This window comes from Brevibacillus halotolerans (genome assembly GCF_026891775.1).
GTDB classification, from domain to species: domain Bacteria; phylum Bacillota; class Bacilli; order Brevibacillales; family Brevibacillaceae; genus Brevibacillus_B; species Brevibacillus_B halotolerans.
This window is the reverse complement of the sequence record NZ_JAPTNK010000004.1, coordinates 136,361-161,804: the sequence shown is the minus strand read 5'-3', so window position 1 is coordinate 161,804 and position 25,444 is coordinate 136,361. Positions and strand designations below refer to the sequence as shown.

Sequence of the window (25,444 nt, the reverse complement as noted above, 5' to 3'; positions counted from 1 at the left end):
GAATGTGCAAAATAAAGATAACAAAGTGAGCGACCGCTCGATCAATACTTATGTTAACTGATTAGATACATAAGAAAAGGGAGGAATTGCTTTGAACACAGTTATAGTTGGAACGGCTCGAACACCTTTTGGAAAGTTCAATGGCGCATTAAAGGAAGTGCCTGCTGTAGAACTGGGAGCATTGGCAATTAGAGAAGCGCTGAGTAGAGCTAAGGTTGATCCCTTATCAGTTGATAAGGTCATCATGGGGATGGTCGTGCAAGCGGGTGCTGGACAAATCCCCTCAAGGCAAGCTGCCAGAAAAGCTGGTCTCCCATGGGAAGTAACAAGCGAGACGATCAATAAGGTATGTGCGTCCGGGATGCGTTCCGTTGCCATGGCGGATCAAATCATTCGTTGTCAGGATGCAGAGATTATAGTAGCTGGCGGAATGGAGAGCATGAGTAATGCTCCTTATGCAATGCCGCAAGCTAGAAATGGCTTTCGAATGGGCGATAATCTTGTGAGGGATTTAGTGTTATACGATGGGCTAACATGTGCATTTGATCAAGTTCCTATGGCTGTGCATGGGAGTAATGTGGCCGAAGAACACGGCATTACACGAGCGGAACAGGATGCATGGGCCTATCGCAGCCAGCAACGTGCGGCTAAAGCGAGGGAAGCAGGATATTTTGCTGAGGAAATTGTTCCGGTTCCAGTTCCCCAACGAAAAGGAGACCCACTGCTCGTCATGGAGGATGAAGCGATCCGAGCGGAAACAACCTTAGAGGGCTTGGCTAAATTAGCACCGGTATACAAAAAGGATGGGACGATTACAGCCGGTAATGCACCCGGACTTAATGATGGTGCGGGAGCGCTTGTGCTTATGTCAGAGCATAAAGCTAAGGAACTAGGGGTTAAGCCTTTAGCTACGATTCTAGGGCATGCGGAGGTTGCGGCAGAGGCTCCTTATATTGCTACTACACCTGGGCTTGCTATTCAAAAATTACTGCAAAAGACAGGAAAAAGCCTTGAAGAAATAGATTTATTTGAAGTAAACGAGGCATTCGCTGCGGTCACACTTACAAGTGGAAAAATCGTTGGCTGGGATGAAGAGAAGGTGAACGTAAATGGCGGAGCGATTGCACTTGGTCATCCTATCGGCGCGAGCGGTGCAAGGATTATCATGACGCTTATTCATGAATTACAACGACGCGGCGGTGGATTAGGCATAGCGGCGATTTGCAGTGGAGCGGCTCAGGGAGATGCTATCTTAATACGTGTTGAGCCAGCCAGATAAGTAACTACTTCAATTTGATAGGGGATTTTAGGTTTTTAAACGAAGCTGCATCATTTTTCAAAAGAAAAGGAGCAGGGTACATGAGCATTCAAACGATTATGGTTATAGGCGCAGGGCAGATGGGGAGCGGAATTGCTCAGGTGGCGGCACATGCCGGATTTCAAGTGATTTTACATGACCAATCTATGTCTTTTCTAGAACGTGGTTTAGGCAATATCGGTAAAAATTTAAATAGGCAAGTGGAAAAGGGCAAGCTGACTGAAGAAACAAAGGGAAAAATTCTCTCCCAGATATCCACTTCCACAGAGCTTACAAACGCTAGGGATGCGGATGTGGTTATAGAAGCTGTAGTAGAAAATATGCAGGTAAAAACCGAAATTTTTAAAAAATTAGATGAGATTTGTCAACCGCATGCCATCCTAGCCAGCAATACCTCCTCTTTGCCTATTACAGAGATTGCAGCGGCTACAAATCGTCCTGAGCAGGTTATCGGCATGCATTTTATGAATCCTGTACCTGTGATGAAGCTAGTGGAAATGATTCGTGGCTTACAAACATCTGACGAGGTCTATCAAACAATTGAAGAACTGGCAAAACGACTGGATAAAATACCAGTTAGCTGCAAAGACTTCCCTGGTTTTATCTCAAATCGTGTATTAATGCCAATGATTAATGAAGCGATTTACTGTGTGTATGAAGGGGTAGCTACTCCAGAAGCAGTGGATGACATTATGAAGCTGGGCATGAATCATCCGATGGGACCTATTACCTTAGCTGATTTTATTGGATTGGATACATGTCTCTACATTATGGAAGTACTCTATGAAGGATTCGGGGATTCCAAATATCGCCCTTGTCCGTTATTACGCCAATATGTAAAGGCTGGCTGGTTAGGCCGCAAGTCAGGAAGAGGATTCTATGTGTACACCTAACCTGATCGTGCATGGAGCGCCATATATGTAGGGGCAACGAGAAATTTACAAAAGGAAGGATTTTGTGTATGGAGCTTCATTTTACAGAAGAACAGCTCATGATGCGAAAGATGGTAAGTGATTTTGCCAAAAAAGAAATTGCTCCATTTGTTGCTCATATGGAAGAAACGGAAGAATTTCCGCGTCCATTACTAACAAAAATGGCACAGCTAGGCTTAATGGGGATTCCCATACCCGAAGAGTGGGGTGGCTCTGATTCTGATTTTATTTCGTATGTAATTACGATTCATGAGATTTCGAAAATAAGTGCGACTATAGGGGTAATTCTCTCGGTTCACACTTCTGTAGGCACGACTCCTATTTTGTACTACGGAAATGAGGAGCAAAAGAAAAAATATGTTCCGAAGCTGGCAAGTGGAGAATATTTGGGCGCATTTGCTCTGACAGAGCCTCAAGCAGGTTCTGATGCCGGACGTATTCGAACCTCTGCTATACGACAAGGGGATCATTACGTATTAAATGGCAGCAAAATTTTTATAACCAATGGTGGAGAAGCAGATACGTACATAACATTTGCCGTGACAGATGCTACTCAAGGAACACACGGAATTTCTGCTTTTATTGTAGAAAAAAATACCCCAGGCTTTACGGTGGGAAAAAAGGAAAAGAAGATGGGACTCCATGGCTCCAATACAACGGAGCTCATTTTTGAGAATGCAATTGTTCCGATAGAAAATCTACTAGGCGAGGAAGGAAGAGGCTTCGCCATAGCTCTGTCTAATCTGGACGTGGGGCGAATCGGTATAGCGGCCCAAGCTTTGGGTATTGCTGAAGCGGCTTTAGAGTATTCCATTCAATATGCGAAGGAACGTGAGCAATTTGGCTCTCCGATTGGGAATCAGCAAGCGGTGGCTTTTAAGCTGGCAGATATGGCTACGCAGGTGGAGGCGGCTCGATTGCTTGTATATCGTGCAGCCTTTTTGCGCCAGGAAGGTCAACCATGCGGGCTGGAAGCATCCATTGCCAAAAAGTTTGCCTCGGATGTTGCTATGAAAGCAGCGATAGAGGCAGTGCAGATTTTTGGAGGATATGGCTACACAAGGGAATATCCAGTAGAGCGTTTGTTCAGAGATGCAAAAATCACGCAAATTTATGAAGGAACATCAGAAATTCAACAACTAGTCATTTCTAAGCATTTGCTTACTAAATAGAACAACAACAAACAGGGAGTGTGGAACAGATGGACTTTCGTCTAAATGAAGAACAGGAAATGCTACGTAAAATGATTCGAGAATTCGCTGAGGAGCACATAGCGCCAACTGCGGCAGAACGCGATGAAGAAGAGCGATTTGACCGCTCTATCTTCGAACAAATGGCAGAGTTAGGGCTTACGGGAATTCCGTGGGATGAGAAATATGGCGGGGCTGGAGCTGACTACCTAAGCTATGTCCTTGCTGTTGAAGAGCTATCAAGAGTAGATGCATCTATTGGTGTCACCCTCTCTGCACACGTCTCCTTAGCGAGCTGGCCGATCTATAAGTTTGGCACAGAAGAGCAAAAACAAACCTTCCTACGTCCGCTTGCAGAAGGTAAGAAACTGGGTGCATACTGTCTAACTGAAGCGGGGTCTGGCTCTGATTCAGCAGGAATGCGTACAACCGCTGTACGGGATGGGGATCATTATATCCTTAATGGAAATAAAATTTTTATCACAAATGCTGGCGAAGCTGAAATTTATATTGTTTTTGCGGTAACGAATCCTGATTTAAAACATAAGGGTGTAACAGCCTTCCTTTTAGAAAAAGATATGCCTGGCTTCTCAATGGGGAAAAAGGAGAAGAAGCTAGGAATTCGTTCCTCCCTCACATTAGAAGTGATTATGGAGGATGTACGTGTACCGATAGCTAATCGTTTAGGCGAAGAGGGGCAAGGCTTTAAAATTGCGATGATGACACTAGACGGTGGACGAAACGGTATTGCCGCTCAGGCGCTAGGAATTGCTCAGGGTGCGTTTGAACATGCCCTAAGCTACGCGAAGGAACGCATTCAATTTGGCAAACCGATTGCTGCATTGCAGGCCATTCAGTTCAAATTGGCAGATATGGCTACCCAGATTGAGGCGGCACGATTGCTAACCTATCAAGCGGCTTGGTTAGAAGATAAAGGCCTGCCGTATGGAAAAGCGTCAGCTATGTCCAAGGTGTTTGCCGGCGACATTGCCATGCAAGTAACGACAGAAGCGGTGCAGGTGTTTGGAGGATATGGCTATACGCGCGAATATCCAGTAGAAAGATTTATGCGTGATGCAAAAATTACGCAGATTTATGAAGGAACAAATGAAATACAGCGTGTGGTTATCAGCAACCTGCTGTTAAAAGAGTAGGAGCTGACCTAATTGCATCCGATAACCAAGCGAATACTGGCAGGAGATGTTCGCGCGGCTGCCAGAGCAATTACCTGGATTGAAGATGGCTTTCCTGAAAAGGGGCAGGTGCTACAGGAAATTTTCCCCCATACTGGTAAGGCACGACTGATTGGGTTAACTGGTTCCCCAGGAGCAGGTAAGAGTTCATTAGTAGATGCATTGATTACTTATTTACGTTCACAGCAGATATCAGTCGGGGTCATTGCAGTAGACCCCACTAGTCCGTTTACCGGTGGAGCCCTGCTAGGAGATCGCATTCGGATGCAGCATCATGCTCCTGACCGAGGCGTCTTTATCAGAAGTATGGGAACCCGGGGAAATTTAGGTGGTTTATCACGCAATACCAAAGAAGCAGTACGTGTGCTGGATGCATATGGCTGTGAAGTCATTATTGTTGAGACAGTCGGGGTTGGACAGTCTGAGCTGGACATTATGAAAATCGTTGATACAGTCGCTGTTGTACTAAATCCCGGAAGTGGGGATACTGTTCAGGCATTTAAAGCTGGCATTATGGAAATTGCCGATCTCTTTGTCATTAACAAAGCAGATTTGCCTGGTCTGGATAAATTACTCACAGAGATTGAACAGATGATAGAGATTGTAAAGCATGATGCAAGCTGGCAACCTCCTCTAATTCGTACAATTGCAACTGACCGAGTGGGGATACCTGATTTGTGGCAAGCTATCCTTGCACATAAGAGGTTTCTGATGGAATCGGGTGAAGGGGAGAAGCGCAGATCATATCACTTACATGAAGAGGTAATAGAGTTAGTGAACCAAAATCTTTCTCGTGTCATGCTACAAAGAATGGAACAGGGCGCATTTGCTGACGAGCTAGTTGAGGTAGCGAACAGAAGGGTAGACCCTTATCACGCAGCAGAAAAAATGGTACGTATTTTTTTACAACGATGACTTATGGTGGCGTTTTTGTTACAAGTCTGGCACGATTAGCCGCAAAAAGAGGATTGTAGCATAAATTGTGGATTAGTATAATGGGGAGAAACCAGAGACGTTTAGTCAAATTGGTGAAAGGTGGCTTATTTCGTGCAAGAACGTAAGAAAGTAATCCCGTCCTTGGTGAAGGACCCAAAACTAATCGAAAAACGGCGTGAACAAATCATTGAAGCGGCCGTTGACCTATTTATACACAAAGGTTTCCACAAAACGACTACGCGGGAAATTGCTCGTGCCTCTGGCTTTAGCATTGGAACGCTATATGAGTACATTGAGTCCAAAGAGGATATTTTATATTTGGTTTGCGACTCTATTCATAATGAAATGGAAGAAAGACTGCGTGAAGCGATTACCTACAATGGTTCTGGTCTCAAAAGCCTTAAGCTCGCGTTGAAAAGCCTAATTCGCGTTATGGATCAGGTGAACGATCGTGTGCTATTAATCTATCAAGAAACCAAGTCGTTGCCACATGAAGCGATGACGTATGTGTTACGTCGAGAAGAGTCTATCACAGGGATTTTTGAAGAGATTCTGCATAAGGGAATGGAAGATGGTTCCATTCGGACTGATGAGCGCTATGTGAAGCTTATGGCTAACAACATCATGGTACTAGCGGAAATGTGGGTGTTCCGACGCTGGACACTTGGCAAAAGCTATACCTTGGACGAATACATCGAGAAACAGACTGAATTGCTTCTGCGGGATATCAGCGGACACGAATAGAGCCATCCCATAGATAAGGGGAGGCTGTCAAGGTGATAACAGAGGTCTATCGTCCGACAAATAAAGTACGTTTTGTAACAGCAGCGAGTCTCTATGACGGACATGATGCTTCCATAAATATTATGCGTCGAATTTTGCAATCCACTGGAGCGGAAGTGATTCATCTAGGTCACAACCGCTCTGTCATGGAGATTGTCGATGCTGCCATTCAGGAGGATGTGCAGGGAATCGCCATTAGCTCATATCAAGGTGGGCATGTCGAGTTTTTTAAATATATCATTGATTTGCTACAAGAGCGTGGTGCCGATCATATTCGCGTGTATGGCGGAGGTGGTGGCGTTATCGTCCCCCGTGAAATTCGCGAATTGGAGGAATATGGTGTAGCTAAGCTGTTTTCACCAGATGACGGCAGGGAACTTGGGCTTCAAGGCATGATTAACCTGATGATTCGAGAATGTGACTTTCCGACAGTAGCTTCCCTGCAAGCGGAAGTGGAGTTGTTACAGGAAAAGAATATTCAAGCGGTTGCTCGTCTGATTACACTGGCAGAGTATGATGTGACTGATAAGAAATGGTTCATGCAGGTTAGAGATACGCTAGCTGGTTTCACTAGCAATGTGCCGGTTGTGGGTATTACAGGCACAGGTGGAGCAGGGAAAAGCTCGTTAACAGATGAGTTAGTTCGTCGTTTTTTATATACGTACCCTGACAAAACCATTGCTATTCTGTCGATAGATCCGTCTAAACAGAAAACGGGCGGAGCTCTTCTGGGTGACCGCATTCGAATGAACGCAAATAACACATCCCGTGTTTATATGCGTAGTTTAGCGACTAGACAATCTGGATCAGAGCTGTCTCTTGCCTTGCAAGATGCGATTCAGGTAGCTAAGGCAGCCTGCTTTGATCTAGTCATCGTGGAAACAAGCGGGATTGGACAAGGAGATGCTCGCATTAGTGAGCTTTGTGATTTGTCACTGTATGTGATGACGAGTGAGTTCGGTGCGCCTTCTCAGCTAGAAAAAATTGATATGCTTGATTTTGCTGAATTGGTGTCCATTAATAAATTTGAGCGTAAAGGCTCAGAGGATGCTTTACGAGAAGTGAGAAAGCAGTACCGTCGCAATCATCAATTATTTGACGTAGAAGATGAACAGCTACCGATTTATGGCACGATTGCAAGTCAATTTAACGATCCAGGAACCAATGCTCTTTTTGCGGCTCTGATGCGAGCGGTCGTTCAGAAAAAACAACTTGACTGGGCCGTTGAGCATCTAGACCCAACGCCCATTTTAGCCCATAAACCGCCGCTTATCCCGTCTGAAAAAATTACGTATCTTCAGGACATAGCTAATACGGTGCGGAATTATCACAAGTTTAGTGAAGAGCAGGCAGGTTATGCGCGTAAACTGTATCAGCTAGAAGGAGCATACAAAGTTTTAGCAGAGCAGGGGGCAGACGAAGCCGTGCTTGCTCAATTAACCTCTCAAATTGCAAAATTTGAAGAGAAATTGCATCCCGAATTAAAAAAATGGTTGGAAAACTGGCCCAAACAAAAGGAATTGTATAAACAGGATCAGTTCATCACGAAGATTCGCGATAAGGAAATAGTGACAAAGCTATTTTCTACATCACTTTCGGGATCACGGATTCCCAAGATTAGCACCCCAACCTTCCATGAGTGGGGGGATTTACTATCTTGGGCGATGAAAGAGAATGTCCCAGGGGAATTTCCCTATACGGCGGGTGTTTTTCCCTTTAAAAGGGAGGGAGAAGATCCGCGCAGACAATTTGCAGGAGAAGGATCGCCAGAGCGCACGAACAAACGATTCCATTTTCTATCTAAAAATGATGATGCAAAACGGTTAAGCACAGCATTTGATAGTGTGACCTTATATGGTCAAGACCCTCACGAGCGACCTGACATTTATGGGAAGATCGGAACCAGTGGGGTGAGTGTATGCACGTTGGATGATATGAAAAAGCTGTATGCGGGCTTTGATCTTTGTGCCCCTTCCACTTCTGTTTCCATGACAATCAACGGACCTGCACCAATGATTTTGGCTATGTTTTTAAATACGGCTATCGAACAACAGGTAGAGAATTTCGTAGAAAGAGAAGGGCGCCAACCTTCTAAAGAAGAATATTTGCAAATTAAAGCCTATACCTTATCAAACGTACGAGGTACAGTGCAAGCTGATATTTTAAAAGAAGATCAGGGGCAAAACACCTGCATTTTCTCTACGGAGTTCGCACTTCGCATGATGGGAGATATCCAGGCCTATTTTATTGAAAATAAAGTGCGTAATTACTATTCGGTTTCTATCTCAGGCTACCATATAGCTGAAGCAGGAGCGAACCCGATTACACAATTAGCTTTTACCCTTGCCAATGGATTTACGTATGTGGAGTATTATTTAAGCCGTGGCATGAAAATTGACGAATTTGCCCATAATTTGTCCTTCTTCTTCTCTAATGGACTTGATCCTGAATATACGGTAATAGGACGGGTAGCACGCAGGATTTGGGCAATCACTATGAAGAATCGTTATGGTGCTAATGAGCGTAGCCAAAAGCTAAAGTATCACATCCAAACATCTGGGCGTTCTCTTCATGCCCAAGAAATGGACTTTAATGATATACGTACTACGCTACAAGCCCTGATTGCCATTTACGATAACTGCAATTCTTTGCACACCAATGCTTATGATGAAGCCATTACCACACCTACCGAAAATTCAGTACGCAGGGCAATGGCCATCCAAATGATTATTAATAAAGAATTAGGGTTGGCCAAAAATGAAAACCCGTTGCAGGGTGCTTTTATCATTGAAGAACTGACTGACTTAGTAGAAGAAGCTGTATTGCAGGAATTTGAACGGTTAAGTATACGGGGTGGGGTCCTCGGAGCCATGGAAACACAATATCAACGCGGGAAAATTCAGGATGAGTCGATGTATTATGAGATGCGGAAACATTCTGGAGATTTGCCGATCATTGGAGTTAATACCTTCCTAAATCCAAACGCTTCTGAGGATGATTATGAAATTGAGCTTGCAAGGGCTACAGATGCAGAAAAGCAACAACAAATCGATAATGTGCGTGCCTTCCAGCAAAGACATGCTCAACAGATTCCTGAGGCATTGAAAAAGCTACAGGAGGTTGCATTAACAGGCGGAAATATATTCGCTGAATTGATGGAGTCGGTTAAAGTGGCTTCTCTTGGTCAAATTACAGCAGCATTGTATGAAGTGGGAGGACAATATCGACGCAATATGTAAGATAGATTATACCCCAGCTGGTAACATTTCCTCTGGGGTATTTCTTTTGCTTCATTCGTTTGCCATTTTAAAGACGTCTATTTGTGACAAAAGCCCAAGCAATTCCCACCTTTTTGTAAGCTCTCAGCAAGGCAGCTTGGGAGGAATCGTAGTGTGAAATATAATGACAGCAAGACATGGGTTACAGATAAGATATGGAGCCGAAAAAAGCTTTTCTTTCCATAGGGTTTGAATCACTTGCATTTTCGGATAAAATAGGGAATACTGTATGATAGCCAAGTTTTGTTTGAAAGGACGTGCCTTGCTTGAGTAAATTACTTCAGCAATATAATGAAGAGAAGTTGCAAGAGATGGCGATGGTTGATATCGCTTATGAAATCCTAAGAGAAACAAATCGCCCTTATAATTTCCGTGAACTTATGAATGAAATTGCTATCTTGCGTAAGCTGACAGAAGAGCAATTGATGGCTGTCATTGCTCAAGTGTATACAGAAGTAAATATTGATGGTCGTTTTGTATGTATTGGTGAGAATACATGGGGATTAAAACGTTGGTATGCAACGGAAGCAGTTGAAGAGAGCCAAGAAGGCGGAGTTAAAAAGAAAAAATCTGCTGTTGTTGACGACTTTGAAGACTTCGATATGGAAGACGATGATGTTGCTGAAGTATTTGAAGAGGAAGATGATATCGCTCTGTTTGAAGAGGAAGAGGAAGAATTTGTTGATGAGGACGATGTTGATTCAGAGGAAGACATTGAAGACATCGATGAAGACGAAGAAGATCTAGAAGATGAGGATCTTTTTGAAGATGACGAAGAAACCGAGGAAGAAGACGAAGAAGATCCTGATCTTGATAAGTAAGGATCTATCGACTTTAACGACTTTGTCCTTGACTTTCATTTCAGCCCATTATAAAATACTTTTTGGGCTTCACATGAAGATTTGTCATATATGAAAGAATAACAAACAAAAGCGCCCCTATTCAGCAGAGATGTTGGGATAGGACCCCGCTTTTGTTTTTTCTTTTTGTAGCACCCTACTTAATAACTGTTCATCAAAAATGTTGAAATAAGGGAAAAGAGGGGACGTAGGCGATATGGCGAAGTATATATTTGTTACAGGTGGGGTCGTTTCCTCGCTAGGTAAAGGGATTACAGCTGCTTCACTAGGACGGTTGCTAAAAAACAGAGGATGCAAGGTTACTATTCAAAAATTTGATCCATATATCAATGTTGACCCAGGAACAATGAGTCCATTTCAACATGGTGAGGTTTTTGTAACGGATGATGGTGCAGAAACCGATTTGGATCTTGGTCACTATGAGCGCTTTATTGATATTAACCTAAGCGCTAATTCCAATGTAACAACCGGTAAGATTTATTCTAGTGTTATTAGTAAAGAACGTCGTGGAGATTACTTGGGAGGAACTGTACAAGTTATTCCGCATATCACAAATGAAATTAAAGAGCGAGTATTCCGTGCTGGTCGTGAAACGAATGCAGATGTTGTTATCACGGAAATTGGTGGAACAGTAGGGGACATCGAGAGCTTGCCTTTCCTTGAAGCAATTCGCCAAATCAAGAGTGATGTAGGTGTCTCTAACGTCATGTATATCCACGTAACCTTGATTCCGTACATTCGTGCAGCCGGTGAAATGAAAACAAAGCCAACGCAGCATAGCGTAAAAGAATTACGTAGCTTGGGAATTCAGCCAAATGTGATCGTCACAAGAACAGAACAGCCGCTGTCTCAAGATATGAAGGACAAGCTTGCTCTATTCTGCGATATTGATAAAAATGCTGTAATTGAGTGCCGCGATGCAGATACGTTGTATGAAGTGCCACTAATGCTGCAAGAGCAAGGCTTAGATGATTATGTATGCAAACACTTTGGACTGTCTTGCCCTCAGGCAGATATGACAGAGTGGGGTGTACTTGTTGATAAGGTGAAGAGCTTACAGCATAGAACCCGTATTGCGATTGTAGGTAAATATGTTGAGTTACATGACGCTTACCTGTCAGTAGCTGAAGCACTTTACCATGCCGGGTTTGCTAATGATACCGATATTGAAATCAAATGGGTTAATTCTGAAGAGGTTACAGATGAAAATGTAGCTGAAGTTTTAGGTGATGTTCATGGTATCTTAGTTCCAGGTGGTTTTGGGGATCGTGGAATTGAAGGGAAGATTGCTGCAACTCGCTTCGCACGTGAGAACAAGGTTCCATTCTTTGGAATTTGCTTAGGGATGCAAGTGGCAGTTATTGAATATGCTCGTCATATGCTAAACCTAGCTGGTGCGAACAGCTCAGAAATTGATCCTTCCACTAGCTATCCTGTTATTGATCTATTGCCTGAACAGAAGGATATTGAGGATAAAGGCGGCACTATGCGTCTTGGCCTTGGACCAACTAAAGCAAAAGAAGGTACAATGGCAGCACAAGCGTATGGTAGCACATTGATTTATGAGCGCCACCGCCATCGTTATGAAGTAAATAATGAATACCGTGATCAACTCGAAAAATCAGGCTTGGTGATTTCCGGTACGACACCAGACGGTAAATTAGTAGAGATGGTTGAGTTAAAGGATCATCCATGGTTCTTAGCTGCGCAGTTCCATCCAGAATTTACTTCACGTCCGAATCGTCCTCAGCCGTTATTCCGTGAATTCGTGAAAGCTGCTTTGCACTCTCATCAATCATAAATAAAGAATACCAATAGCTTAAAAATAGCCAAAGGCTGTCGAGTTTCTCGACAGTCTTTTTTTGTTACAAGCTAGAAAGCCTGCTGTAGCAGGAGAAGAGCTTCCATCATGACAAAACCGTGAGCAATGTTAAAAGTAACGAAATTGTGGGAAATTATGTAATTTAAAACCTTGCTACAAGCTACTGGAAAAATAAAGATGGAATGTGGCAGGATTTCCGATCGGCAAGGCGTATTTTAGTAATTACAAGCAAAGGAACGAGGGGGAAGTAATATGCAGGACAAGAAGGTACTAGTCGTGGATGACCAGTACGGCATCCGCATCCTACTGTATGAGGTATTGGGTAAGGAAGGATACTGCACTTTCCAGGCGGCTAACGGCAAGCAAGCACTCGAAATCGTCGAAAATGAGTCTCCAGATCTCGTTATTTTAGATATGAAGATTCCCGGAATGGACGGTATAGAAATTTTAAAACACATTAAAAAGATAAACAAAGATATTAAAGTCATCATGATGACCGCGTATGGAGAATTAGATATGATCAAGGAAGCTACACAACTGGGAGCGCTTACTCATTTTACCAAACCTTTTGATATTGATGAGTTACGCTGTGTAGTCAATCAACAATTAGTCAGTTAGTCACAAGTTCTCTGTTAATAAAGGCGTCGTTGTGGTATAATAACCCCGTATTGCAAGTAGTGAAATACAGAGAGTTAGGATTAGGAGGACATACCGAAATGCAATTAGTACCTATGACCGCCTTTATTGAGGACGCAAAGAAAAATAAGTATGCTGTTGGACAATTCAATTTGAACAACCTAGAATTTACGCAAGCAATTACCGAAGCAGCAAAAGAGGAGAAATCCCCTGTAATTTTCGGAGTTTCAGAAGGTGCTATGCGTTATATGGGTATTGAGTATACAGTAGCAATGGCTAAAGCCGCTGCTAAAACTGCTGGCGTACCAATTGCGCTACACTTGGATCATGGTAGCAACTTTGATGTTGTTATGAAATGTATCCAAGCTGGATTCTCTTCTGTTATGTTCGATGGTTCCCACCATTCCTTCGAAGATAACATCCGTTTGACTAAACAAGTTGTAGAAGCTGCCCACGCTGTAGGCGTATCTGTTGAGGGTGAGCTAGGTACAATTGGCGGAGTAGAAGACGATCTACAAGTAGCTGAAGAAGATGCTAGCTTGGCAAAACCAGAAGAAGCAATTCGTTTCTGGGAAGAGACTAAAGTTGACTACCTAGCTATTGCTGTAGGTACTGCTCATGGTATGTACAAAGGTGAACCAAAAATCCATTTCGATATTATCGAAGAAGTAGTGAAAAACATTGGTGCTCCAATCGTATTGCACGGTGGATCTGGTGTACCAGACGAAGCGATCCGTCAAGCTATCTTGAGCGGTGCTGGTAAAATCAACGTAAACACTGAAAACCAAGTGGCTTGCACAGCTGCAATTCGTAAAGTGCTAGCTGAGAAACCTAACGAAATCGATCCTCGTAAATACATGGGTCCTGCTCGTGAGGCTATCAAGCAAACTGTTATCGAGAAAATTCGTTTGTTCGGAAGTAATAACCGCGTCTAATTCAGGAGGGTACCCATGCGTTTCTTCATAGACACAGCGAATGTTGATGAAATTCGAGAGATTCATGAGTGGGGAGTCGTATCCGGCGTAACCACCAATCCGTCTCTAGTAGCTAAAGAAGGCCGCGATTTCATCGAAACATTAAAAGAGATTCTTGATATTGTAGATGGTCCTATCAGTGCAGAGGTTATTAGCATTGATGCAAAAGGTATGATCGAAGAAGGGGAAAAGCTGGCTAGTCTATCAAAAAACATCGTCATTAAGGTGCCGATGACAGAAGAAGGACTTAAAGCTGTAAAGATTTTCTCAAAACGCAAAATTAAAACCAATGTAACATTAGTTTTTAACGCGAACCAAGCATTGATGGCTGCAAGAGCAGGAGCTACTTATGTGTCTCCGTTCCTTGGCAGACTGGATGATATTGGTTACGACGGCATGCAACTCATCGCAGACATCACAGAAATCTTTGCTGTCCATGACATAGAAACGGAAATTATTGCAGCAAGTATTCGTCACCCTCTACATGTGACGGAGGCTGCAAAGCTTGGGGCGGATATTGCCACCATTCCTCATAAAGTATTTAAACAACTCTTGCAGCATCCCTTAACAAGCAGCGGAATTGAGAAATTCCTTGCCGATTGGGAAAGTATGCAAAAGTAACTAAACCGAAGAGCACCTTTTCCAGTGGAGAAGGTGCTTCTTTACCGTAATGACCTCTTTCATCCTCGTTTTCTCTTTTTGCCCATTAAATTTTAATAATCATAAGGTTGTTTACAGACTGTAAAGCATGAAAGACTAGACTAACTGCAATAGAGGGTATATTCTGAATAGGTGCAAGAACATCATTTAGGGAGATTAAATGTATGGATAAATTGCTAATACAGGGTGGAGTCCCACTGTGTGGAAAAGTAGGGATTAGCGGTGCGAAGAATAGTGCTGTGGCATTAATTCCGGCTGCGATTCTCGCTGATGGACCAGTTGTCATTGAGAATTTACCGCATATTGAGGATGTGGAAGTATATGTAGAGCTCCTCCGGGAGATGGGCGCAGATGTTTTGTTTGAGGACGATTGGATAGAAATTGATGGACGTCCTATTAGAGAAACATTCATGCCTAATGGTAAGGTAAAAAAATTACGTGCTTCCTATTACTTATGGGGCGCACTACTAGGCAAGTTTAAGGAAGCCCAAATTGGATTGCCTGGTGGCTGTGATTTAGGACCAAGACCGGTTGATTTGCATATAAAAGGCTTTGAAGCCCTTGGTGCAGTTGTTGAAAATCGAAAAGGTGTTATGATTATTCGTGCGGAGAGGTTGAAGGGCGCACGTATTTATATGGATGTAGTAAGTGTAGGCGCTACCATTAACATCATGCTGGCAGCGGTTTATGCGGAAGGAATCACAACAATTGAAAACGCTGCACATGAGCCAGAGATCGTGGATGTCGCCACATTGTTAAACAATATGGGTGCTAAGATTTCAGGCGCGGGAACAGATGTAATTCGTATTCAAGGTGTAGACAAATTGCGCGGTTGCCGACATACTATAATACCAGACCGTATCGAAGCAGGAACATATATGATTGCTGCTGCTGCAACCGGTGGAGATGTGACGTTAGAAAATGTTATATCGAAGCATATGGAGCCCGTTACAGCCAAGCTTCGTGAAATAGGAGTGGAAATAATCGAAGGTGACGATACAATCCGGGTTATCGGACATAAAAACTATCGTGCAGTCGACATTAAAACTAGTCCATATCCTGGATTTCCTACTGACTTACAACAACCTATGACCACACTGTTAACACAATCAAAAGGAACAAGTATTGTCACTGATAATATATATAGTGCTAGGTTCCGTCATGCCGATGAATTAAGACGTATGGGAGCAACGCTAAAGATTGAAGGGCGATCCGCTGTTCTGGAGGGACCTTCTACATTACTGGGGGCAAAAGTAGTAGCTTCTGATTTGCGCGCAGGAGCCGCTTTAGTGATAGCAGGCTTACTTGCACAAGGAACGACAGAAGTTGAGGGACTTGAACATATTGATAGAGGTTATGAAAATCTGGTACAGAAACTTCAAAATCTTGGCGCCAGAGTTACGCGAGAAAAGCTGTATAAAGCCGAACAAAAATGAGGAGGACAATCGAGATGGAGCGCAGTCTCACACTTGAATTGGTTCGTGTAACGGAAGCCGCGGCTTTGGCTTCCGCAAGATGGATGGGGACAGGTAAAAAGGATGAAGCAGATGGGGCAGCAACACAAGCGATGCGATCTGAATTTGAGAATATACCTATGGATGGTGTTGTAGTAATTGGGGAAGGCGAAATGGATGAAGCGCCTATGCTCTACATTGGGGAGAGATTAGGGCAGGGTGTGGCGCCTTTCGTAGATGTTGCAGTCGATCCGCTTGAGGGGACGAACATTGTAGCTAAAGGTACATGGAATGCTATCTCTGTTATTGCGATTGCCGATAGAGGGAATTTGTTGCATGCGCCTGACATGTACATGGAAAAAATTGCAGTAGGCCCCAATGCGGTAGGGAAAGTAGACATTGATGCGCCAATACGTGATAATTTAAAAGCTGTTGCTCTAGCAAATGGAAAAGATATGAGCGATTTAGTCGCCTGTGTGCTGGATAGGGATCGGCATAGTCGCATTATTGAAGAGATTCGTGCAGCCGGAGCCCGTATAAAATTAATTCCAGATGGAGACGTAGCGGCAGCAATTAATACTGCCTTTCCAGATACAGGTGTGGATATTCTATTTGGATCAGGTGGAGCTCCTGAAGGGGTTTTAGCAGCCGTAGCTCTAAAGTGTTTAGGTGGAGAAATTCAGGGCAAATTATTGCCTCAAAATGATGAAGAACTGCAACGATGTTTGAAGATGGGTCTGACCAACCCACACCAGGTTTTGCATATGGATCAGTTGGTTAAAGGAGACGATGCCATTTTTGCAGCTACGGGTGTTACGGATGGAGAATTGCTGAAAGGCGTTCGTTTTCAGGGAACGAGAGCGACAACACATTCTGTGGTAATGAGGGCCAAAACAGGAACGATTCGTTTCATTGAAGGTAACCACCGCTTAGAAAAGAAACCTGGGTTAGTATTATAGGTAATTTTTAGGAAATAATAATAGTAGAAAGTGCAAAGAGTGGTGGAATAATACGTGCTTTTATCAGAATTAGAAGAAAAGAAATTAACCGATTTGTATAAGTTGGCAAAAGACTTTCAAATTCCTTATTACTCACAACTTAAGAAGAAAGAATTAATTTTTGCCATATTACGAGCTCAGGCTGAGCGAGATGGACTTATGTTTATGGAAGGCGTGTTGGAAATTTTACCGGAAGGGTTTGGTTTCCTTCGCCCTATCAATTATTTACCTAGCCCCGAAGATATTTATATTTCCCAGTCCCAAATTCGACGTTTTGATCTAAGGAATGGAGATTTAGTATCAGGAAAAGCGAGAGCGCCGAAGGAAACAGAGCGTTACTTCGGATTATTGCAAGTAGAAGCTGTTAACGGTCAGGACCCTGAGATGGCATCCGAAAGACTACATTTCCCCGCCTTAACACCGCTGTATCCTCAAGAAAAACTTGCGTTGGAAACGTCACCTACTAAGCTTTCTGTTCGGTTGATGGATATGATAGCACCTGTTGGCCTTGGACAGCGCGGATTGATTGTAGCGCCTCCTAAGGCTGGTAAAACTATGCTACTAAAAGAAATCGCCAATAGCATTTCTGCTAATAATCCAGATATTCATCTATTTGTTTTGCTTATTGATGAGCGTCCAGAGGAAGTAACAGATATGCAACGCTCTGTTAAAGGGGAGGTTATTGCTTCTACCTTTGACGAGGTGCCGGAGAACCACATTAAAGTTGCAGAGTTGGTTTTGGAACGAGCAAAACGCTTAGTAGAACATAAGAAGGATGTTGTCATTCTCTTAGATTCCATTACCCGTTTGGCCCGTGCTTATAATCTGGTTATTCCGCCAAGTGGTCGTACGCTGTCAGGGGGTATTGATCCTGCTGCCTTCCATCGTCCGAAAAGATTCTTTGGTTCCGCTCGAAATGTTGAAGAGGGTGGTAGCTTAACTATTTTGGCTACGGCTTTGGTAGAGACGGGATCTCGTATGGACGATGTTATTTATGAAGAATTTAAAGGGACAGGCAATATGGAGCTACATTTGGATCGTAAATTGGCAGAGCGCCGGATATTCCCAGCTATCGATATTAGACGATCTGGTACACGCCGAGAGGAAATGCTTTTGTCCAAAGAAGAATTGGATAAGTTGTGGGTAATTCGTAAGAACATGAACGAAAGTCATGATTTTGTGGAAACGTTCTTGAAAAAATTAGGTGATTCTAAAACCAACGAGGAATTCTTGCAAGGTCTTGATAGCATCAACCCTGCAAAGACATCAAAGGGAAAAACATATACAACATCGACGACGGCGGGTTAATCCCCCGTCATTTTTTTTAGATTGGCGCATAGGATAGTCATATGCACATGAGGGGAGGTTACCCGGATGGATGCCAATCACCCAACACTTATGACGGAGTGGAAAAGTAGTGGAGAAGCAAAACAGGCTGTCGTGGAGCAGGCCTTGTTTGAGGTGTTTAATCCGTACTCGTCAATTGATATCAATCATAAAGTATCCAAAAGCAAGCGTGCCATCGCTTCGTACACCGTTCAAAAAGGGGACACGCTCTCACGTATATCAGAACAATTTGGGATTACGTTACAACAATTGATCCAGGACAATAAACTGAGGAATCCTAATATGGTGGGAATTGGGATGAAGCTAGTGATTAATACCAAAGAGATGACCCACACGGTAGAGGCTGGTGAGTCGTTAGAGCTCATTGCCCGCAGATATCAGGTATCCAAAGATGAAATTATAAATCACAATCGCCTGCTCAAGGCAATTCCAGATTGTCTGTATCAGGGACAACGCTTAACGATCCCAGTAGAAGCTAGTGGATCTGCATTAGCAGGAACTGTTGATATGCGAAGACAAATGGCACAGGTAGCTAGTAGAAGCGTAAATCTAAACCGTGTAATGGAGTGGCCAATTCCAGCACCGACTGTAACAAGCGATTTTGGATCACGATGGGGCAAAATGCATAAAGGTGTTGATTTATGGAATGAACGGCGAGGCAATACACCTATTATGGCAGCAAAAGAGGGATTCGTAGCAGAGGCTGGGGCAATTCGTAGCGGATACGGACGAATGGTAGTGTTGGATCATGGGAATGGACTGCAAACCTTTTATGCGCACATGCGCAAGATTAATGTTGTAGCCGGGCAGTATGTGCATCAAGGTGATGTGCTTGGCTTTATGGGCAAAACAGGAGATTCTACTGACTACCATCTTCATTTTGAAGTAAGACAGGACGACATTCCGCTTAATCCAATGCGCTATTTACGGAAGTAGTCTCCACGTTTACAATGCTCTCTCAATACGCTACAATTGTCTCCAGCAGAAAAGAGAGGCGGATGTAATTCATGTATTTGGTGTATGCGGATAAAAAAGGCCAGGTGTATGACCATCAAGCTGTTCTGGCGATTGCCAGAAACGGTGACATCCTGACGGAGATCCTTGAGGAAGAATTGATTCCTCTGCCAGAGGGCTCAACATTGGTTAGTTTGCCTGATACGGTTCCAGTGGGTATGGATGAGGACACGGGTGAAATGATTAAGCTGGATGGTTATACTGCGGTAGGAGCGTTGATCCCGCAAGGTTTTACACGCTTATTACTTCCTGGTTACATCAAAACGAACAAAGAGAGTAAGTTTCCTCTATTTGGTTACACGGCGGTCGTATGGAAAGATGATGCTTTTTGGGTGGCTGCCCGAAAAAGTGATGAACCACATAATTGGAACCCAGATCATTTTCCGATGGAAGAGCTACGCGGTAAAGTGGATGCTACTCTGAAGCAATTTCCGGAAAATAGAATTTTACAGCACTTATCTCACTGTGCTCTAGAATATGAGTGTTTGACTGCGTCCAACAACTTTTTCCATCGTTGGGAAGGCAGCTTACCCGTATCTAAAACCTGTAATGCTGGTTGCTACGGCTGTATTTCGGAGCAACCTGATGACAGTGGCTTCCCTTCTCCTCAGACCCGTATGAATTTCAGGCCGACGGAGGACGAGCTAGTAGAGGTAATGCTGCATCACCTGCAAACCCCAGACAGCATCATTAGTTTTGGACAAGGGTGCGAAGGGGAGCCCTCTACTATGGCGTCGATTATTATTCCGGCAATGCGACGCGTTCGTGAGCGTACGAACATGGGCTACATCAATATTAATACAAATGCTGGATTAACCGATCATATTAGAGGAATTGTTGATGCAGGTCTTGATCTTATGCGAATTAGTACCATCAGTGCAATTGAGGAGCATTACAACGCTTATTACCGACCTCGTGGCTACTCGCTTGAAAATGTAGCACGCTCTGCTGAGTACGCAGCAAGCCAAGGTGTATACACATCCATTAACTATCTGTGCTTCCCGGGTGTATTTGATAGGGAAGAAGAGATGGAAGCAATGATCGAATTTATCAAGCGAACAGGTATTAAGTTAATTCAATTGCGTAATCTAAATATTGATCCAGAAAGCTATTTAGCTATGATTCCAAAAGCCCAAGGGGAAATATTTGGTATGAAGCAGGCGATTGAAATCTATCAACAGGAATTACCTGATGTGGTGATTGGATCATTTACGCATGTCCCGCCTGAGAACCAGCGCAGGCAGAAAAAATAGGAATTAGACTTTTCCTTCCAATCAAGTTAGGATGGTTGCAATAGAAACATAGACGTGATACTATTCACTTATGTGTTTATATAACTCTGATTCGGCAAACGATTCAGGGCGGAAAGAGGTGCATAGAGATGAAACCAGGTATTCATCCAAACTACAAAATGGTTAAAGTAACTTGCGCATGTGGCAATGAGTTCGAATCCGGCTCTGTAAAAGATGTCCTTCGCGTAGAAGTTTGCTCCGCTTGCCATCCGTTTTACACTGGTAAACAAAAGTTTATCGATGCTGGCGGCCGTGTAGATCGTTTCAAACGCAAATACAATCTTTCCTAATTATGGGAAAAAGGCAAAGACCAGGTGGAAAGCATTCTACCTGGTCTTGTTGTTGTTATCGAGCTTTTATTCACGAGAGGAGCTTGTGTGACTTTCGAGGTTGATTTTAATATATTGGGTGACTCTCCATTGGCGTTCCTCCCATAAAGTGATATGATGTTACAGTTGCTTGGAACGGAAGTAAAGAAAAGAATGGCGACAGAGGGAGAATGCGGAGTGGCTCAATTGTATTTTCGATATGGTGCAATGAACGCATCCAAATCTATTCAATTGCTTACAGTAGCACATAACTATGAACAATCCGGCAAGAAGGTAATGGTATTCACACCGGAAATTGATGACCGTTATGGTATAGGGATGGTAGCGTCCAGAGTCGGGATTTCACGAGAGGCATTTCCGATTCAGAATACCACTGATCTGTATCGGGTTGTGAAGGACGAGCAAGAGAAGCCTCACTGTGTGCTAGTAGATGAGGGGCAGTTTTTAGCGGAAGAACACGTTAGACAGCTTGCGAGAATTGTGGATGAATTAAATATCCCTGTAATCGTGTATGGACTGCTAAAAGACTTTAAAAATCAATTATTTGCTGGTAGTCAGGCTTTACTCTGTGAAGCTGATAAGATTGAGGAAATTAAAACGGTCTGTGTTTTCTGTAATAAAAAGGCGACACATATTTTGAAATTCCAGCAAGGTAAACCAGTATACACAGGGGAAACCATTCAAATAGGTGGAGAGGAAACCTATAGTAGCGTCTGCCGTAGACACTACTATCAGCCGCCTGGAATTCCTAAAACCTTGTCTGTTGACTCCGATAATGGTAAGTAACAATAAATGATAGGAGAGCTATCTCTTTTTTTGCATGGGTGTGAGAGTGCTTGCACACACTAGGCAAAGCGGGAGGTGGCTTTTTTGATGCAAAACAACAATAATGGGACGAGCCTATTCTTAAGTAAAATCTTACTTACTGTCACTTTAGGGATGATAATAGGCGGGTGTGCTTCAAGTACTCAGCCTAAGGTACAGCAGCAGGAACAAAAGCAAGCGATTCATCAAGCGATGCGACAGCAGCAGAAACTGCAGCGCGTTCCCAAGGAGCAAAAGCCTTATAAGGCTATGGGCGAACAAAAGGCAACTCCTCAGTTGCTTAAGGAAATGGAACAAGAAGCGAAGAAGGTTCAAGGTGTAGAAAATGCGCGTGTCTCGATCCGCGAAAAAGACGTGTATGTCACGCTTGATCTTAAGCCGAACGTAACAGCAGCAGAAGCTCGAAAGATTGAGCATCATGTCATAGATGCCCTTCATAAAAAGAGCAAACGCTACGATTTTCATGTCACTTCCTACGATGGGCATCATTCATAGGAAAGGGGAAAAACTCGGTATGTAAGCCGAGTTTTTCTTTCTGTGATGCATATAAATGGATAGGTAAATCCTTTGACTTTCAAAGCGAAATCTACTATACTTTTGATGTTATGCATTGATTTATAGCTTATATACAAAAAGCTTACAGGAAATTGGGAAAAATGGGGTGAGAAGCTATGTTTAAACGCCTATCTGCTGTTGAAGAGCGTTACGAAGAAGTTACAAACCTTTTGTGTGACCCCGACGTAATTAGTGATACAAAAAAGCTACGTGAACTCTCCAAAGAACAATCCTCTTTGGAAGATATGGTCACCGCGTACCGTGAATATAAATCTGTTCTTACTCAACTTGATGATTCCAAGGCTATGTTTGAAGAGAAATTGGACGATGAGATGCGTGAAATGGTTAAAATGGAAATCGCTGAGCTGTCCAAAAGCAAGGAAGAGCTGGAGAATCGTCTGAAAATCTTACTACTGCCAAAAGACCCGAATGATGATAAAAACGTTATCGTTGAAATTCGTGGTGCGGCAGGTGGAGATGAAGCGGCTTTATTTGCTTCAAGCTTATACCGAATGTACACTCGTTTTGCAGAGCGTCATGGCTTTAAAATTGACGTGATGGAAGCGAATGAAACTGATATTGGTGGCTTTAAAGAAATCGTGTTTGCTGTAAACGGTAGAGGTGCTTACAGCAAGCTTAAATTTGAGAGTGGCGCACATCGTGTACAACGCATACCGTCTACAGAGTCTGGCGGTCGTATTCATACGTCCACAGCTACCGTTCTGGTATTACCTGAGGTTGAAGAAGTAGACGTAGAAATTAGTGATAAAGATATCCGTATTGATACGTTCTGTTCTAGCGGTGCGGGTGGACAGTCTGTTAATACTACCAAGTCAGCGGTGCGTGTTACTCACTTACCGACTGGTATCATGGTATCTTGTCAGGATGAGAAGTCTCAGCATTCCAATAAGGATAAAGCATTAAAAATTCTCCGTGCTCGTTTGTCTGATTTCTACCGTCAACAAGCGAACGCTGAAATTGATGCGAACCGTAAATCCTTAGTAGGTACTGGTGACCGCAGTGAGCGTATTCGTACCTATAACTTCCCGCAAAGTCGCGTAACGGATCACCGCATTGGTTTGACGCTTCATCGTCTGGAAGGTATCCTCGATGGAGATATGGATGAAATTATTGATAATCTCATTATGCACGAGCAAACGGAGCTAATGAAAAACGATGCCAGCGCATAAGATGGATTCGATAAATAATGTAAGAGAAGCCCTGCTTTGGGCTTCTTCCTTTTTAGAAGAAGCCGGAACAAAGGACCCGCGGTTTGAAGCTGAATTAATGATTCGTCATGTACTCAAGATGAATCGGGCGAGCTTCTTAGCATCTATGCCTGATCCGATTAAAGAGGAAGAGATAGCTTCTATTCGAATGTTACTTAAGCGAAGAGCTGCTCATGAACCGATTCAGTACATCTTGGGGGAACAAAATTTTTATGGACGTGATTTTATTGTAGCTCCAGGTGTATTGATTCCGCGTCCAGAAACAGAATTGTTAATAGAACAGGTTCTCTTGCATTCCCAACGAATTTGGAGTGCAGAACAGCCCTTATCTGTTGTAGATTTTGGGACGGGAAGTGGAGCAATTACGTTAACGCTGGCAGCGGAGAAGCCGAATTGGCAACTAACGACTGTGGATATTTCTTTGGATGCGATTGCGATTGCCAAGCAAAATGCTGAGCGATTAGATGTAGAAAAAAGAGTTCGTTTTATACAAGGGGATTTAGTTGAGCCAATCCTGGAAACAGGTGAGCGTGTGGATATCATCGTATCTAACCCGCCCTATATTCCAAGTACGGATGTAGACGAATTGGACAGGGAAGTTCTTGGCTATGAACCGCGTTTAGCTCTTGATGGTGGAGCGGACGGCTTTATTTTCTATCGCAGAATATGTGAAGCATTACCGCAATTGCTGGCACCGACAGGACTGGTTGCTTTTGAAGTAGGGATATATCAGGCGAATACGGTAGCTCAACTGATGAAGGAATCAGGCGCCGTTGACGAAGTATTCATTTATCCTGATTTGGCAGGTATTGATCGGATAATTGTCGGCTATCGACTACACAATTAAAAATAGTTTATAGAACCGGGTTTATCATAGGCTCTTTGTGTCCATACTGTTTACTAGAGAAACAGTACATGAGGGGAGAGTTGGTTATGATGAAACGGTTCTTTTTTATCTTATTTGGCTTAATGGTCGCGTTGATAAGCTGGGAAGGACAACTGGCATCGGCAAATATACATAACAATGGTCCGATTCCACAAGAATCTATTCGGCTGCGTATATTGGCAAATAGCGATTCCGTCGAGGATCAATGGCTAAAACGTGAAGTGCGTGATGCGATTATTGCTGAAATGAACAAATGGATAAAAGAGATTCATAGCTATGACCAAGCTCGTCTACTTGTAGCTGATCATATGAACGAGATTAAAAAAGTTGTGGATAAAACAATTGCTGATCGAGGCTATTCCTATCCGGCAGAGGTATATTTTGGCCGAGTTGAATTTCCTACTAAGCAATACGGTTCCTATATTTATCCTGCGGGTGATTATGAAGCTCTGCGTGTACGCATTGGGAAAGCAGAAGGACAAAATTGGTGGTGTGTCTTATTTCCTCCGCTATGCTTTATTGATTTATCGAATGGGGACGGAATTGCGAAAAGGGAAGAAACTGTGGATAACTTTTCAGGTGCTGTGGAAGAAGCGGTACAAGTAGAAGAATCTGAACACGATACAGTGGGAAATAAAGACTTGCAACTGCAATTTGATAAAGAAAATTCTGATTATTACAACAAAAAAGATGCAGGTATTGGACAGAAGGAAATGACGGAGAATATTGATATACCAGCTATTTCACCTAATAAACAAGCTTCTAACGTCGAAGTGCGCTCCTTTCTATGGGATAAACTTCGCTCCTGGTTTTAAACCGGGAAATAACATTACTCCCCCTCAAGCCTGTCTTATGCGGATAGGCTTTTTTTAATAGAAAAGTCACAAAAATCTATAGTTTTATCCACAGGTTACCCACAGCCTGTTGAAAACT

General features: G+C 43.2%; 23 protein-coding genes. All 23 read left to right on the top strand.

Annotation, left to right across the window (positions count from 1 at the left end):
- Positions 1–91: 91 nt before the first annotated feature.
- The 23 genes from O0550_RS07865 (at position 92) to spoIIR (ending at position 25,326) form a co-directional block, all read left to right on the top strand.
- Entirely contained in the window at positions 92–1,279 is a 1,188-nt protein-coding gene (locus tag O0550_RS07865; protein ID WP_258425979.1) for an acetyl-CoA C-acetyltransferase, read from the top strand.
- A gap of 80 nt (positions 1,280–1,359) precedes the next feature.
- Entirely contained in the window at positions 1,360–2,211 is an 852-nt protein-coding gene (locus tag O0550_RS07860; RefSeq protein WP_003334206.1) for a 3-hydroxybutyryl-CoA dehydrogenase, read from the top strand.
- 68 nt (positions 2,212–2,279) lie between these two features.
- The gene (locus tag O0550_RS07855) at positions 2,280–3,422 is read left to right on the top strand and encodes an acyl-CoA dehydrogenase (RefSeq protein WP_003342267.1); all 1,143 of its coding nucleotides are present in this window, start codon (positions 2,280–2,282) and stop codon (positions 3,420–3,422) included.
- A 29-nt stretch (positions 3,423–3,451) separates the two neighbouring features.
- Entirely contained in the window at positions 3,452–4,594 is a 1,143-nt protein-coding gene (locus O0550_RS07850; RefSeq protein ID WP_258425978.1) for an acyl-CoA dehydrogenase, read from the top strand.
- A 12-nt stretch (positions 4,595–4,606) separates the two neighbouring features.
- The gene (gene meaB / locus O0550_RS07845; protein WP_003342272.1) at positions 4,607–5,548 is read left to right on the top strand and encodes a methylmalonyl Co-A mutase-associated GTPase MeaB; all 942 of its coding nucleotides are present in this window, start codon (positions 4,607–4,609) and stop codon (positions 5,546–5,548) included.
- 132 nt (positions 5,549–5,680) lie between these two features.
- Positions 5,681–6,313, top strand: a complete 633-nt coding sequence (locus O0550_RS07840) for a TetR/AcrR family transcriptional regulator (RefSeq protein ID WP_003334210.1) — start codon at positions 5,681–5,683, stop codon at positions 6,311–6,313.
- 32 nt (positions 6,314–6,345) lie between these two features.
- Positions 6,346–9,591: a fused isobutyryl-CoA mutase/GTPase IcmF gene (icmF, locus tag O0550_RS07835; RefSeq protein ID WP_258425977.1), complete on the top strand. Its 3,246-nt coding sequence runs from the start codon at positions 6,346–6,348 to the stop codon at positions 9,589–9,591.
- Between the two features lie 305 nt (positions 9,592–9,896).
- Positions 9,897–10,451 carry a DNA-directed RNA polymerase subunit delta gene (gene rpoE / locus O0550_RS07830; protein WP_121473083.1) on the top strand — a complete coding sequence of 185 codons (555 nt, stop codon included), beginning with the start codon at positions 9,897–9,899 and terminating at the stop codon, positions 10,449–10,451.
- A 235-nt stretch (positions 10,452–10,686) separates the two neighbouring features.
- Positions 10,687–12,291, top strand: coding sequence for a CTP synthase (pyrG, locus tag O0550_RS07825; RefSeq protein WP_258425976.1), 1,605 nt, complete (start codon positions 10,687–10,689; stop codon positions 12,289–12,291).
- Positions 12,292–12,564: 273 nt separating this feature from the next.
- Entirely contained in the window at positions 12,565–12,930 is a 366-nt protein-coding gene (locus O0550_RS07820) for a response regulator (RefSeq protein WP_003334216.1), read from the top strand.
- Between the two features lie 98 nt (positions 12,931–13,028).
- Positions 13,029–13,883, top strand: a complete 855-nt coding sequence (gene fba / locus O0550_RS07815) for a class II fructose-1,6-bisphosphate aldolase (protein WP_003334217.1) — start codon at positions 13,029–13,031, stop codon at positions 13,881–13,883.
- A 15-nt stretch (positions 13,884–13,898) separates the two neighbouring features.
- Complete coding sequence (gene fsa, locus O0550_RS07810; RefSeq protein WP_003334218.1) at positions 13,899–14,543, top strand: fructose-6-phosphate aldolase; 645 nt, start codon at positions 13,899–13,901, stop codon at positions 14,541–14,543.
- 203 nt (positions 14,544–14,746) lie between these two features.
- Entirely contained in the window at positions 14,747–16,018 is a 1,272-nt protein-coding gene (murA, locus tag O0550_RS07805) for a UDP-N-acetylglucosamine 1-carboxyvinyltransferase (RefSeq protein ID WP_003334219.1), read from the top strand.
- A gap of 14 nt (positions 16,019–16,032) precedes the next feature.
- Entirely contained in the window at positions 16,033–16,995 is a 963-nt protein-coding gene (gene glpX / locus O0550_RS07800; protein ID WP_003334220.1) for a class II fructose-bisphosphatase, read from the top strand.
- 54 nt (positions 16,996–17,049) lie between these two features.
- Entirely contained in the window at positions 17,050–18,342 is a 1,293-nt protein-coding gene (gene rho / locus O0550_RS07795) for a transcription termination factor Rho (RefSeq protein WP_003334221.1), read from the top strand.
- A gap of 66 nt (positions 18,343–18,408) precedes the next feature.
- Positions 18,409–19,317, top strand: coding sequence for a M23 family metallopeptidase (locus O0550_RS07790; RefSeq protein WP_003334222.1), 909 nt, complete (start codon positions 18,409–18,411; stop codon positions 19,315–19,317).
- 71 nt (positions 19,318–19,388) lie between these two features.
- Positions 19,389–20,648: a radical SAM family protein gene (locus O0550_RS07785; protein WP_003342284.1), complete on the top strand. Its 1,260-nt coding sequence runs from the start codon at positions 19,389–19,391 to the stop codon at positions 20,646–20,648.
- 128 nt (positions 20,649–20,776) lie between these two features.
- Complete coding sequence (rpmE, locus tag O0550_RS07780; protein ID WP_003334225.1) at positions 20,777–20,977, top strand: 50S ribosomal protein L31; 201 nt, start codon at positions 20,777–20,779, stop codon at positions 20,975–20,977.
- A gap of 216 nt (positions 20,978–21,193) precedes the next feature.
- Positions 21,194–21,802 (top strand): thymidine kinase, encoded by a 609-nt coding sequence (locus tag O0550_RS07775; RefSeq protein ID WP_003334226.1) that lies wholly within the window; start codon positions 21,194–21,196, stop codon positions 21,800–21,802.
- An 87-nt stretch (positions 21,803–21,889) separates the two neighbouring features.
- Positions 21,890–22,336: an ATP-binding cassette domain-containing protein gene (locus O0550_RS07770; RefSeq protein ID WP_003342288.1), complete on the top strand. Its 447-nt coding sequence runs from the start codon at positions 21,890–21,892 to the stop codon at positions 22,334–22,336.
- Between the two features lie 176 nt (positions 22,337–22,512).
- On the top strand, positions 22,513–23,586 hold the full coding sequence (gene prfA / locus O0550_RS07765; protein ID WP_003334228.1) for a peptide chain release factor 1: 1,074 nt from the start codon (positions 22,513–22,515) through the stop codon (positions 23,584–23,586).
- The gene (gene prmC / locus O0550_RS07760) at positions 23,573–24,472 is read left to right on the top strand and encodes a peptide chain release factor N(5)-glutamine methyltransferase (protein WP_258425975.1); all 900 of its coding nucleotides are present in this window, start codon (positions 23,573–23,575) and stop codon (positions 24,470–24,472) included. The genes prfA and prmC overlap by 14 nt, the downstream gene beginning before the upstream one ends.
- Positions 24,473–24,558: 86 nt before the next feature.
- Positions 24,559–25,326: a stage II sporulation protein R gene (gene spoIIR / locus O0550_RS07755; protein ID WP_258425974.1), complete on the top strand. Its 768-nt coding sequence runs from the start codon at positions 24,559–24,561 to the stop codon at positions 25,324–25,326.
- Positions 25,327–25,444: the final 118 nt, after the last annotated feature.